Annotated in this window: 14 protein-coding genes; 5 read left to right on the top strand and 9 right to left on the bottom strand. The window is 42.2% G+C overall.

Annotated features, from left to right (window positions below; all coding sequences use genetic code 11):
• Positions 1–474 precede the first annotated feature (474 nt).
• Both DQN48_RS01875 and metK read right to left on the bottom strand, forming a co-directional pair.
• A complete protein-coding gene (locus DQN48_RS01875) occupies positions 475–753 on the bottom strand; it encodes a DUF362 domain-containing protein (protein ID WP_013022688.1) in 279 nt (92 codons plus the stop codon).
• Between the two features lie 90 nt (positions 754–843).
• Positions 844–1,995: a methionine adenosyltransferase gene (metK, locus tag DQN48_RS01870; protein ID WP_013022687.1), complete on the bottom strand. Its 1,152-nt coding sequence runs from the start codon at positions 1,993–1,995 to the stop codon at positions 844–846.
• Between the two features lie 163 nt (positions 1,996–2,158).
• Here metK and DQN48_RS01865 point away from each other — a divergent pair, with 163 nt between their 5' ends.
• Entirely contained in the window at positions 2,159–2,755 is a 597-nt protein-coding gene (locus DQN48_RS01865) for a peroxiredoxin (RefSeq protein ID WP_013022686.1), read from the top strand.
• Between the two features lie 364 nt (positions 2,756–3,119).
• Here DQN48_RS01865 and DQN48_RS01855 read toward each other — a convergent pair whose 3' ends face one another.
• Together DQN48_RS01855 and DQN48_RS01850 are read right to left on the bottom strand one after the other, a co-directional pair.
• Positions 3,120–3,329: an alkylphosphonate utilization protein gene (locus DQN48_RS01855; protein WP_013022685.1), complete on the bottom strand. Its 210-nt coding sequence runs from the start codon at positions 3,327–3,329 to the stop codon at positions 3,120–3,122.
• Positions 3,330–3,331: 2 nt separating this feature from the next.
• On the bottom strand, positions 3,332–3,766 hold the full coding sequence (locus DQN48_RS01850) for a pyridoxamine 5'-phosphate oxidase family protein (RefSeq protein ID WP_013022684.1): 435 nt from the start codon (positions 3,764–3,766) through the stop codon (positions 3,332–3,334).
• Positions 3,767–4,179: 413 nt separating this feature from the next.
• Here DQN48_RS01850 and DQN48_RS01840 point away from each other — a divergent pair, with 413 nt between their 5' ends.
• Positions 4,180–4,866 (top strand): hypothetical protein, encoded by a 687-nt coding sequence (locus tag DQN48_RS01840; RefSeq protein WP_013022682.1) that lies wholly within the window; start codon positions 4,180–4,182, stop codon positions 4,864–4,866.
• Here DQN48_RS01840 and DQN48_RS01835 read toward each other — a convergent pair.
• Positions 4,863–6,002: a CCA tRNA nucleotidyltransferase gene (locus tag DQN48_RS01835; RefSeq protein ID WP_013022681.1), complete on the bottom strand. Its 1,140-nt coding sequence runs from the start codon at positions 6,000–6,002 to the stop codon at positions 4,863–4,865. The two genes, DQN48_RS01840 and DQN48_RS01835, sit on opposite strands and share 4 nt — an antisense overlap.
• Before the next feature lie 52 nt (positions 6,003–6,054).
• Here DQN48_RS01835 and queC point away from each other — a divergent pair, with 52 nt between their 5' ends.
• The 3 genes from queC to DQN48_RS01820 are packed head-to-tail and all read left to right on the top strand — an operon-like array spanning position 6,055 to position 8,617.
• Positions 6,055–6,750 carry a 7-cyano-7-deazaguanine synthase QueC gene (queC, locus tag DQN48_RS01830; RefSeq protein WP_013022680.1) on the top strand — a complete coding sequence of 232 codons (696 nt, stop codon included), beginning with the start codon at positions 6,055–6,057 and terminating at the stop codon, positions 6,748–6,750.
• Positions 6,747–7,730 (top strand): tRNA dihydrouridine synthase, encoded by a 984-nt coding sequence (locus DQN48_RS01825; protein WP_013022679.1) that lies wholly within the window; start codon positions 6,747–6,749, stop codon positions 7,728–7,730. Before queC ends, DQN48_RS01825 begins: the two co-directional genes overlap by 4 nt.
• 2 nt (positions 7,731–7,732) lie before the next feature.
• Positions 7,733–8,617 carry an outer membrane beta-barrel protein gene (locus DQN48_RS01820; RefSeq protein WP_013022678.1) on the top strand — a complete coding sequence of 295 codons (885 nt, stop codon included), beginning with the start codon at positions 7,733–7,735 and terminating at the stop codon, positions 8,615–8,617.
• A gap of 325 nt (positions 8,618–8,942) precedes the next feature.
• Here the strand turns inward: DQN48_RS01820 and DQN48_RS01815 are convergent, their stop codons facing one another.
• From DQN48_RS01815 to rpsL, 4 genes are all read right to left on the bottom strand, one after another.
• The gene (locus DQN48_RS01815) at positions 8,943–9,671 is read right to left on the bottom strand and encodes a carbonic anhydrase (RefSeq protein ID WP_013022677.1); all 729 of its coding nucleotides are present in this window, start codon (positions 9,669–9,671) and stop codon (positions 8,943–8,945) included.
• Positions 9,672–10,076: 405 nt separating this feature from the next.
• Positions 10,077–12,155, bottom strand: coding sequence for an elongation factor G (gene fusA, locus DQN48_RS01810; protein WP_013022676.1), 2,079 nt, complete (start codon positions 12,153–12,155; stop codon positions 10,077–10,079).
• Positions 12,156–12,177: 22 nt separating this feature from the next.
• A complete protein-coding gene (gene rpsG / locus DQN48_RS01805) occupies positions 12,178–12,645 on the bottom strand; it encodes a 30S ribosomal protein S7 (RefSeq protein ID WP_013022675.1) in 468 nt (155 codons plus the stop codon).
• A 12-nt stretch (positions 12,646–12,657) separates the two neighbouring features.
• Positions 12,658–13,044: a 30S ribosomal protein S12 gene (gene rpsL, locus DQN48_RS01800; protein ID WP_013022674.1), complete on the bottom strand. Its 387-nt coding sequence runs from the start codon at positions 13,042–13,044 to the stop codon at positions 12,658–12,660.
• Positions 13,045–13,120: the final 76 nt, after the last annotated feature.

Below are 13,120 nucleotides of genomic sequence, written 5' to 3'. Positions count from 1 at the left end.
AAGGCCTAGCAGTAGGATTCTCATAGTAAAATTCTGACAATAAAAAGCATTGGATCATAAAAATTTGATGCTGAAAATCCAATGCCAGCACCATTTAGCTGCAGATCACCTCGTAATTTCCTTCTTTACAGTGGCTATATTTGTCGTTGCTGACTTTTATCTTTGTTATAACTGTTTTCTTTCTCTATCATAGTAGATATTTTTTCTCAAGATATTGCACTGGGCAAACATCAAAATCCCTAGAATAATCCCCAAATAGCCAATATGGGAATCAAAATCAAGAAAAATCCACTTTGAAGATTTGAAGATTTAAAGATTTAAAGGAAACGATTCAGAAATCAAAAAATGCAAGAGCAATCAGAACAGAACAAAAAAACTTGAAAATCAAAAAGAAGATAAAAAAATCGATAAGGGAATGGGGTAACTTAATAGCAAGTGGAAAGGAGGCTATCACGCCAAGGCGTGATAGAAAAATCATTGTACCACTGGGACACTTCCATCTCGAAGATCTGCACCAATTTCTTCACGCCTTACATTGCCAGCATCACTCCACACGATGCAACCATCTGTTGGGCATGCACTCGCGCAAGCAGGAGCATCATTATGCCCTACACACTCCACGCATTTATCAGAATACACATAATAAATGCTCTCCCCTGTTGGGTTATCATCATCATCTACGATCGCCTGAACAGGACATTCATCAATACAAGATCCGCAAGAGATACAAATATCTGTAATTTTTACTGCCATTTTCTATTCCTTAATGTTTTTCTCGGTCCAAAAACCTGGCCAGAAGTATAGTACAATTATCATGAAAATAAGTTTAATGAGAATGAAAACTTAAAAAAACTCCCTGATTGCATCGATCTTATCGGTTTTCTCCCAGCCAAATTCTGGTAGCTCTCTTCCAAAATGCCCATAATTGGATGTTTTTTGATAAATGGGTCGCAGCAAATCTAGGCTCTCTATAATTCCTCTGGGAGTGAGTCTAAAGACCTTGCGCACACAGGTCTCAATCTTGTCTGGATCATGACTAGAAGTGCCATGTGTATCCACAAAAATAGAAATAGGCTCCACCACGCCGATGGCATAGGCTAATTGCACAGTGGCACGCTCACAAATCCCACTGGCCACCAGATTTTTGGCGATGTAGCGCGCAGCATAGGCCGCACTTCTATCCACCTTACTGGGATCCTTACCACTAAATGCTCCCCCACCATGAGGACAACTCCCCCCATAAGTATCCACGATGATCTTTCTACCTGTCAAACCCGCATCCCCCTGTGGCCCTCCGATCACGAAATTCCCCGTGGGATTGATGTGATATTTGATGTTACTGCCAAGATATTGCGGAGGCAACACCTTTTTGATAATCTCCTCAATGATGGCTTCTTTGATTTGCTTTTGGCTGATTTCTGGATGATGTTGGGTGGAAACCACGATGGTATCAATCCCCCTTGGTCTTCCATTTTCATATCGTACGGTGACTTGAGCCTTACCATCAGGGCGCAAAAAATCCAGCACGCCCTGCTTTCTTTTTAAGGCAAGATGAGAGGTGATTTGATGAGAAAGCCACAGGGGCAGTGGCATTAATACATCCGTCTCCTTGCACGCATAGCCAAACATCAATCCCTGATCTCCCGCCCCAATCTCTCCGCCTGGAAGATCTACACCCTGATTAATGTCTGGACTTTGCTCGCCAATCCCATTGAGCACCGCGGCACTTTTGCAATCAAACCCATAATCCGCGTTTGTGTATCCAATCTCTTTCACCACCTCGCGAACGATTTCTTGAATGGGTACATATGCGGTGGTTTTGAGCTCGCCAGCGACAATGCAAAAGCCATTGGAAATAAGCGTTTCACAGGCAACACGCGCCTTCGCATCCCTTTGGATAATATAATCCAACACCGCATCACTGATTTGATCTGCCATCTTGTCAGGATGCCCCTCTGTCACAGATTCTGAAGTAAAAAGAAAATCCTTCTTCATAAAACTCACCTTGTATTTGTAAAAATTTCAGAATCATAGCACTTCTTTAGTAAATTCTAGGCCTGTTTACCTCAATATAACCATAATTAACTTTTGCCAATTATAATTCAAACGATAATTTTTATTGTTATCGAATATACATTTTTGAGTAAAAGGAGAAATCATGTTAGTAACAAAAAAAGCCCCTAATTTCGTAGCGCCAGCGGTGTTGCCATGCAATAGCATTGTAGAAAATTTCGAATTGTCAAAAAATCTTGGAAAAAACGGTGCCGTGCTTTTCTTTTGGCCAAAAGATTTTACATTCGTTTGCCCTTCTGAGATTTTGGCGATGGACCACAGAGTAAAGGAATTTGAAGCAAAAGGCTTTAATGTCATCGGTGTTTCTATTGATTCTGAGCAAGTACACTTCGCATGGAAAAACACTCCAGTAGATAAAGGTGGTATCGGACACGTGACTTTCCCCATGGTAGCGGATATCACCAAGCAAATCTCTAGGGATTATGATGTATTGTTTGACAATGCAGTGGCATTAAGGGGTTCTTTCCTCATCGACAAGCATCAAGTCATTCGCCATGCAGTCATCAATGACCTCCCACTAGGAAGAGAAATGGATGAAATGCTAAGAATGTGTGATGCTCTACTATTCTTCGAAGAGAATGGCGAGGTTTGCCCAGCAGGATGGAGAAAGGGCAAAAAAGGCATGAAAGCAACTGCTGAAGGTGTCGCAGAATACCTCAAAGAGCACGCTTGCAGCCTCTGATTTCTTGCATCAAAGTCTTTTTTGACTTTGATGGTTCTTTTTATCTTTTCCGCTTACCCTACTTTCATCACTCAAGATTTTCACCAGACCTTTTTGCTCATTTTTTGCTTCAGTGCTTTTTGCGATGACAGGCTTTTGCCACCCGGGCTTTTTCATCACGCAATTCTCCCATAACCACTGGCTGCTGCCCAATCCCCCTCAATCGCTTATTTTTCATCATTGGTTTTTTCCAAAGCCCATGCAAGATTCCAAAAAGCACAACAAACGCTCGCCCTGCTATTACCTAGCGCTCCGCCAAAACCACATGCCAAAAATCTACTAAATTCATGCACCCACCAAAGAACGCAAAACCCTGCCCGCTCGCCTACACCTTTTTCAAAAAGCAAGTCTTAAGTACAATCACACCCTGTTTGTCAACCCTTCCCTCGACCTCTCCCTCCTTATCTCCTAGACGAATATTTTTCACAACTGTGCCACGCTTGAGCACACAAGAAACGCCCTTTACCTTGAGATCCTTGATGATTTGCACGCTATCACCCATTTGCAATTCCACCCCATTGCTATCCCTAAACATTTCTACTCCTTTTTTGGCGAAGTATAACAAATCTCGCGGCGATATTCTAACTTTTTTGGGATTAGCAGGGAATTGTCTGTATATTTAGCCCACAAAATCTCTAAGGCATACACCTCCCCTCCTCCCAGCCTAGCGAAGGGATATTTGGCATGATAGCACCCTGTCTCTTGTTCTTTTGCATGTCTTAGCAATGCCTTAATCTGCATACCAGAGATTTCCTGGATTTTTTTGGTGTGATGAGCAATATTCACACCCACAAAGGGATTTTTGCGCGCAAGTTGAATGTGGCGACTGCTTTCCTGGCTCTTGCATACAAGTGTGTAACCCTCCTTGAAAAAACAATAAAAACAACTCGCGCTATACACCCCCTGCACATCGCAAACACTCAATGTCAGCAGATGCTCCCTTTGCAAAAATTCCAACATTTTTTGATGCATCACAGACTCCAGCTATCCAAAAAATTCAGACATTCTAACAAAATCCCACCCCCTGCACATGAAAAATAAGCCATGAAATCTCATCCATTTTTGCAATCCTCCAAAAAACAAAACTCTCTTAAAAAACCCAATCTAAAAACAACAAAAGTTTTTAAGAATTCATGGAAATTCTACAGATTTTTCACAACTCCCCTAAAAGTCTGCTATAATCACCAACTTTAATTCCCGTTATCAAGTTCCCTAAGAAAACAATCACGAACCTATTCTCATAAATCTTGATAAATTCTCTCTTTTGACATGCTTGCAATGTGGTTGCAATCCATATGGGATCACAAAATTTTGCGATGGGTTTTTTGGTCTTTAATACACCAAGCTTTTGGCTTACAAAATGATTTTGAAAATTGGAGGTAGCCATGAAAATATCAAGACTCCTACTCCTACTTTTATTTTTCAAGGACATGATTTATTGCGCTGGCTGGACCTTAGTAGGCGATACATTCACAGAAGATCGCGGACTTTGTGAATTTGACATTTGGGCCCAGAGCTCTTCCCCTGCACAAAGTTTAGGATTTTATGCAGATTGTGTGGTGGGCCCTAGTACTTCCTTGCAGCTAGCTAGCAATGTCTCCACCCAAAGCCTCAATAATCAAGCATTTGTGGAAGTAGAACAATCCTTTTACACCACACCAGATCGACGTTTCAATCTAGGCATCATCGCTGGGGATGGCATCACCACGAATAAGAAAAATCATGCAAACAATAGCTATATCTACATTCCCTTAAGTTTTCAATGGCTAGATGAGCGCCTGCGCACGACTTTTAACATCGGGTGGGCAGGGAATGATAACTTCAAAAAAAACCTCCTCACACTTAGTGCTAGTGCTAGCGGCAATGTCGCAGAAAACATCTGGATTGTAGGAGAGGTTGCCACAAACTCAGACAATAGCTTTTCCCCCTACCAATCCTTCTACCAAGTGGGTGCATCCTTCCTCATTCACCAAAAGAATGTAGCCATCGACATCTCCTATCTCAATAGCTTCAGGGCCACAGGACTAGGGTTATTTCGCCTTGCAATCGTATTTTATGGAAAATTCTTCTAAACTTCTAGACTTTTGTAATATTGTCTAGCATGGCATTTGAGATCTTTGGATTCATTTGCCACCCTCTCCTCAATCACCTCTGAGAGCAAAAAAGATAAAATTTTTCCGCGAAATTTAGGGGGAAATTCCTCCAAATCATTGGCGTGGATGCAAAGGTCTTTGATTCTGCAGGGCTCCCCTTTTGCTAGAATCTCTTCTAGCCACGCAAGCCTAGCATCTCCTTGCAAAAAGATGCGCACAAGATCCCAGGGATTTTTTGCCAAAACATATTTCAGAGATTTTTTATCCACAAAGACATCCTTCTTGCACCACTGCATCATTTGAGCAATTTGCCCACGCGCTGCCTTGGGATAGCAAAGCGCATCTAGCAAAGCCTCATCCTGCAAGATTTTTGCCGCGCGATGCAGTGGATTGTCTGGCAGATCCTTGAGTCTGCACACATGCGATGCAAAAGACTCTCCAAATAATGGCACAAACACCCCTGCAAATTCTTTGAGCGCACGCAGACAAAAAGGTGCGCAAATAATCTTTTCCCATTCCTTGGAGATGCGCTCACGGGGAAGGGAATCTAGTAGATGCGCAAAAGAAAGCATCGCGCTATAGGTATTTGATTCTGCATGCAGGCCAAATCTAGCCACAAAGCCAACTCCACGCAAAATTCGCAAAGAATCCTCAAAAAAGCGCATCTGCGCATCTCCTATGGCGCGCAAAACCCCATCCTCCAAATCCTGCACCCCCCCTACTAGATCAACAATTCCGCCTTTGGGATGGTAGGCAATGGCATTGATACTAAAATCCCTGCGCCTCACATCCTCTGCAAGGCTTTTGGCAAATTCCACACTGCTTGGATGGCGTGCATCTAAATACACGCCTTCTTTGCGAAAAGTAGTAATCTCATAAACCTCTCCCTCTAGCAGCACACCAAGAGTCCCATAGCGTATGCCAACATCGATGGTCGCAATCCCATTGGCATGCAGCTTATCGCGCAAGATTTGAGGCCGAAGCACGCAGGCAAAATCATAATCCAAGGGCTTTATGGAGAGCAGCATATCACGCACACACCCCCCAATGAGATAAATCTCCTCTCCCCTTAGGATTTCAAAGATTTTTTGCACATTTTCTGGCAGCTCAAACATCCCATTCCTTACAATATTTTTCTATTATAACAAAAAAGAAATTGAGGGAAAAATGCAAAAATGCTTAGTGGTTTTTAGCGGCGGGCAAGATAGCACGACAGTGGCAGCATGGGCAAAAAAGGAATTTTCATCTGTGGAATTGCTTGCTTTTGATTACCAACAAAAGCATCGCATTGAATTGCAGCAAGCACGCAAAATTGCAGAAAAACTAGAGCTTAAACTCAACATGATCGTCCTGGATTTTTTGGCACAAATCGCAGATTCTGCACTTTTTGCAAAATCCATAGAAAATCTTAGCACCAAACACAAGACCCATCAAGATCTCCTTGCATCCTTTGTGCCCAACCGCAATGGCCTATTTCTCACCATCGCCCATGCCTTCGCGCAAAAAATCCATGCCAATCACATCGCCATTGGCGTCTCAGAGCAGGATTATAGCGGCTATCCTGACTGCAGGGAGGAATTCATCACCGCCATGGAATCTGCCCTCAATAAAGGTGCGCAAACACAAATCAAAATCCACACTCCACTATCTCACATGAGTAAAGCGGAGGAATTTTTACTAGCACAAAATTTGGGGGTTTTGGAGATGATTTTGGAAGATTCTCATACCTGCTATGAAGGGGTGCGAGAGAGCAGACATGCATGGGGGTATGGCTGCGGAATTTGTGCGGCTTGCATTTTGAGAAAAAATGCTTATGAAAAATTTTTGGCTATAATTGCGCAAAAGAATGCGGGTAATGGATGAATTTTGAGAATCTTTTGATGCTAGCTCCGCTTGCAGGATACACAGATCTGCCCTTTCGGAGTGTAGTAAAACAATTTGGCGTGGACATCACAGTCAGCGAGATGATAAGCTCCCACGCATTAGTCTATCAGAGTGCAAAGACTCTCAAAATGCTATGCAAGTCCCCGCAAGAAAGCCCCTATGCAGTGCAAATTTCTGGCTCAAAGATTGAGATTATCAAGCAAGCAGTAGAGCGCATTAATGAGATTGATGGGATTGATATTATTGATTTTAATTGCGGATGTCCTGCTCCCAAAGTAGCCAATCACGGCAATGGAAGCGGCTTGCTCAAAAATCTCTCCTTGCTTGTAAAGCTTCTTAACACCATCAAAGAAACAAGCAACAAGCCCTATAGCAGCGTGAAAGTACGACTGGGTTTTGATCAAAAAATCCCAGAAGAAATCGCAAATGCCCTCAAAGATGCCAATGTAGATTATGTAGTAGTGCATGGGCGAACACGCAGCGATGGCTACAAAAAAGAGAGGATTGATTATGAAAGCATCGCAAAAATCAAGCAGATTCTCTCTGCCCCCGTCATTGCCAATGGAGAGATCACAGACTATGCAAGCGCCAGGCGAGTGCTAGAGATCACCGGAGCCAATGGGCTAATGATTGGGCGTGCAGCCATTAGTACGCCTTGGATTTTTTGGCAAATCAAAAATAAGACCACAGAAATCCCCCCCATCATCAAGAAAGAATTGGTTTTGAAGCATTTTGATGCGATGGTGGGGTTTTATGGCGAGCATGGAGCTATTTTGTTTCGCAAAAATCTCCATGCATATGCAAAGGGTCACCAGGGGGCAAGCGAATATCGCGACATCGTTAATAAAATCATCGATCCTAAAATCATGCGTGAGAGCATTGAGCATTTTTTTGAAAAAAATTTCTTGGTGCAAGAGGCACTTCCTCAACTCATCACCCTCAACAAAAAGAGCTCTTAAAGATGAAAAAAATCCTTTTATCATTTTTTTTCGCAGTGGGGGCAAGCGCGATAGAAAATCATCCTTTTGTAGGTATTGGAACCTCCTTTGGCAGTGGCTTACGCACAAATTTCTCACAAATCGTCACAAAATCTGTGAATTCCTGCCCCGGGGATGTCTGTATCGGGGGGCAGTCTAGCGCCAATTATCTAGGCAAGACCAGTCCTCTTGGCTTGAAGCTTTTTTTGGGAAATGAAACAGTGTTTGACAAATATCATATCTCAGGCATTCGATTCTATGGGAGCGTAGACATGCAAAATGCGTCTTTGGGCGCAATATCTGGTCCTATACAAAAAACAGCCCCAAGGGATAAAAGCTTTAATACAATTGTGGGACAGAGCAATAATGGCCCAGTTATAGGGCAAGTCAACATGCTAAGCCCAAAAACCCAGCAAGATTTTCTCTTTGCCAATGGCGTGCTTACCACTCTGAGCCTCAATCTGGATTTTTTTGCAAATATTCCCCTAGGATACTTTATCAAACAATATGCCGCTCCAAAATTTCCCCTGCTGCTAGATATTGGATTGTTCATCGGGACAGGGGTGGAGTTTAGCATGCTAAAAAGCAAGTATTGGGTAAATGAGACATCGGGGAGGGAGCAAAGCTTCTTGGCCTCTGGCAGTGGGTTTTTCCTCAATCTTGGGGGAAATATCTATATCACCTCTCATGATAGAATCCAAATTGGTGTCAAAATCCCATTCTACCAGCTCAACCACCAAGAATGGAACAACTACGTTGACACCGACGTGAATTCGAATGTCGCCATTTGGAGTGAACAAACCCTCAAGCAAAGCTTTGTTATCAAAAAGAGCCCAGAGCTTAGCATCTCTTATATTTTCTATTTTTAAGTTCTGGTTTTTGGACCCCAAGCTTACGAGCTAAGGCCTTCCTGAGATTTACTCTAGCTTAGATGCTTGGACACTTTTGGAACGCACAAAGAAGCCAAATAGAAAGCTTACGCGAAAGTGATAACATAGAGAAAACAAAAGCAATGTAAAAATCAAAAAAAAGACAAGGGTAAAAAAACAGCACGAAAAGTGACGAGAACCCAAAGAACGTAAAAAATAAAAGCAGCGCATCAAGGATTCATGAGCAAAGCATTAGGGCACGTAAAAAACCAAAAAAAGCCTAAAAACTTGCAAAAGCAGAGGGGCTCAAAGCGCCTCATTTTGCTTAATCCTCGATATTTCCCTGGTAGACCTTGCGCCCATGGAGAGGTTGCACATGTCTGATATTTTTATTCATGTGTTTTTTAAATATCTTAAGCTGCTTGGAAGAGATAGGAATCTCTTGATCGAGCACGACCCAGCGCACTCCCTCAGTGCAAGGCGGAGTGGTCAAGCTTCCCATGAAATAATAATAATGCTTCTTCTCTGGTAAAATATCGTGGATATCAACATCCTTGAGAATTTTATACCCTCCCTTCTTACTGGGAATGTTTGCCAGCAATCGCTGAAGTGCTAGGTTCTTCATGCCTAGTTTGAAAAATACACCCACAACCAGCAACTCATCCTTATCATTTTTGTGTACAAGATGCATCTCTAGATTATGAGGCTTACCATTGATGAGATTTTCTGCGGGTAGATGAAAATGCAACTCCACAAACCCATAATGCTGCCCATCAAAATCCACACCGCCAGCATTTTTATATTTCGCCTGAATCGTATAGCCCTTATTAATTACCTTTGCATCCCCTTTGTGATACTGCATTGCAAAGGGGAAATTGGCAGAAACAGCCTCTTTAGTCTTGATGTCTATGGGAGACTGCTCCTTGCCATGCCCACAAACCTTCCAATCAGGATGCGCATCTGCCCATTTGGTGGGACCCACTTCATCATAATCCCAAAAACCCGCAGAAGACAAACTCAAAAACGCCAAAAAAAATAACAAATTCCTAATCATCAATTTCCTTTCTTTTTCCATTGTTGATTAGTATTGCAATTTGCTAAATATTGCATTAATAAGACAAAATACCCCCCATGAAAATGAATCAATCCTGCATAAAATACCCATGAGTCTCATGCGCAAGAAACTAGCAGAAGCAAGGAGAATAAAGGGGTGAGATTTAAAGGCAATTTCAAAGCAAGAGAAATGAGGCCGCATAAAGAGTAAAGAGAGTTTCCCAAAAGTAATCGTAACTCCGAAAAACGACTAAAAAAATCAAAAGGAAAGAAAGCCAAGTAAGTGAGAGAAGCAAGCATCAGAGATAGAGGGGAACCAAATACAACACAAAAGGACTCCAAATTAGGAAAATTTTGGATTGAAAGTTGGATGCAGAGGGGATCCCCTCTGCACCCTCAAAGGAAATCAACCCTTTCTTTTTTCAATGATTTCTTTTGCTATATTAGAAGGCACTTCCCCGTAGTGATCGAACTCCATGGAATAAGTCCCTCTGCCTTGAGTGGCAGAGCGCAAATCTGTGGAATAACCAAACATCTCCGCCAATGGCACAAAGGCATTTACAATCTTCAATCCCATACGATCATCCATGGAATTAATTTGCCCTCTTCTACGATTCAAATCACCAATGACATCTCCCATATATTCTTCTGGGATCTCTACTTCCACCTTCATCATGGGCTCCAACAATACCGCATTAGCTTCCCTGCAGGCATCTTTAAATGCCATGGATCCAGCGATTTTAAATGCCATCTCAGAACTGTCTACATCATGATAACTTCCATCATATAATGTGACCTTAAAATCCACTACAGGATAGCCAGCTAGCACGCCACTTTGCATGGCTTCTTGGATACCCTTATCCACCGCAGGAATATATTCCTTGGGGATCACACCACCAGTGATTTCATTTACAAATTCATAGCCACTGCCAGCTTCTTTTGGTTCTAGCTTGATGAATACATGCCCATACTGCCCTCTACCACCAGATTGTTTTGCATATTTGCATTCTTTGTTGATAGAACTTCTGATGGTCTCTCGGAATGCAACCTGTGGCTGGCCGACTTCTGCTTCTACTTTAAATTCTCTTTTGAGGCGATCTACAATGATTTCTAAATGCAGCTCTCCCATACCACCAATAAGAGTCTGTCCTGTCTCCTCCTGTGTGCTCACCCTAAAACTTGGATCTTCCTCAGCAAGCTTGCCTAAAGCTATGCCCATTTTTTCTTGATCTGCTTTCGTTTTTGGCTCCACTGCGATATGGATCACAGGCTCTGGGAACTCCATTCTCTCCAAAATCACTGGCGTCTTCTCATCACAAAGCGTATCACCTGTAAGAGTTTCTTTCAAACCAACAAATGCACAGATCTCCCCTGCATAGATTTCCTTAATATCCTCCCTTTTATTGGAGTGCATCTTAAGCAATCTTCCCACTCTTTCTTTTTTACCCTTTGTAGAATTGAGTACATAACTTCCAGATTCAAGCATCCCTCTATAGGCACGGACAAAGGTAAGCTGGCCCACAAACGGATCTGTCATAATCTTAAATGCAAGCCCTGCAAATGGTCCATTATCCGAAGATTCCACATGGATTTCTTGCTCAGTTTTAGGATCGATGCCCTTGATATCTGCAACTTCTGTGGGTGCTGGGAGGAAATCCACAACAGCATCCAACAAGGTCTGCACACCCTTGTTTTTGAAAGAAGAGCCACAAAGCATAGGGATAAGAGTCATATTATGACAACCGATCTTTATGCCTTTTTTAATCTCTTCAATGCTAAGCTCTTCTCCTCCAAGATATTTCTCCATCAATGCTTCATCTTGCTCCGCTGCAGCCTCTATAAGCTTTTCTCTATACTCCTGTGCTTTTTCTTTGAGTTCCTCTGGGATTTCTTCTGCATCATAGTTCGCACCCATGGCTTCATTATTCCATACCAAAGCCTTCATCTGAATGAGATCCACCACCCCCCTGAAAGTATCTTCTGCACCAATGGGAATATTAATGGGCACAGGATTGGCCTTCAATCTTTCTTTGATTTGATTTTCTACACCAAAAAAATTTGCACCGATGCGATCCATCTTGTTAACAAACACCATTCTAGGAACGCCATACTTATTTGCCTGTCTCCAAACGGTTTCACTTTGAGGCTGTACACCGCCCACAGAGCAAAATACTGCAACTGCACCATCCAAAACCCTCATAGACCTCTCCACCTCGATTGTAAAATCCACGTGCCCGGGAGTGTCAATGAGATTGATCTGATAATTTTTCCAAAAACAAGTAGTCGCAGCAGAGGTAATTGTGATGCCGCGCTCTTTTTCTTGCTCCATCCAGTCCATCGTAGCCGCACCATCATGAACCTCACCGATTTTGTGGCTCACACCTGTAAAAAACAAAATCCTCTCTGATGTGGTGGTTTTCCCCGCATCAATATGCGCAGCAATACCAATATTCCTGATTCTCTCTAATGGGGTAGTTCTTGCCATATATATTTCCTTAACTTTATGATTACCATCGATAATGTGCAAATGCTTTATTTGCCTCTGCCATCTTATGCACATCTTCTCTTTTCTTGAAAGCAGCCCCCTTGTCATTTGCTGCATCTAGGAGCTCATTTGCCAATCTATCAACCATGGTCCTTTCATTTCTTTTTTTTGTAGCTTCAAGAATCCAGCGGATAGAAAGCGACTGCTGTCTTGCGGGTCTGACCTCCACGGGAACCTGGTAGGTAGCACCTCCAACTCTTCTGCTTCTCACTTCCACAAATGGCTTGATTTTTTCCAAAGCTTTCTCAAAAACCTCTATACCTTTTTCACCGCTTTTCTCTTCAATCTTCTCAAAGGCAGCATAAATAATTTTTTCAGCAACACTCTTTTTACCATCATACATCATCTTATTGATAAATTTTGTCACAACCTTATTCCCATAAATGGGATCACCCAAAATTTCTCTAACCGGAGCTTTTCTTCTTCTCATTTTTTTCCTTTCTTACTTTTTATCACCCTGCTTTGCTTTTTTTGCACCATATTTACTTCTAGAAACTGTTCTCTTTGCAACACCTGAAGTATCCAATGCGCCCCTTACAATATGATATTTCACACCGGGCAAATCCTTGACCCTTCCACCTCTTACAAGCACAATGGAGTGTTCTTGCAGATTGTGGCCCTCTCCTGGAATATAGCTAATGACTTCAATCTTGCTAGTAAGCTTAACTTTTGCTACTTTTCTTAGCGCGGAATTTGGCTTTTTGGGTGTAGTAGTATATACACGGGTGCAAACTCCTCTTCTCTGTGGGCACTCCATCAATGCTGGAGACTTTGTTTTTCTGGTCGCCTTTTTTCTCTCTTTGCGGATTAACTGATTAATAGTTGGCACTTCTTTTTCCTTTCATCTAATTTTCTATTTCAAAAAATGTTTAATTCTACAAAAAAAAATCTTTTATTCTGCTTAG

Origin of the sequence: Helicobacter mustelae (assembly GCF_900476215.1) — a bacterium.
Lineage (GTDB): Bacteria > Campylobacterota > Campylobacteria > Campylobacterales > Helicobacteraceae > Helicobacter_H > Helicobacter_H mustelae.
Note: the sequence above shows the minus strand (reverse complement) of the source record. Positions and strands in the feature narration are given on the sequence as shown.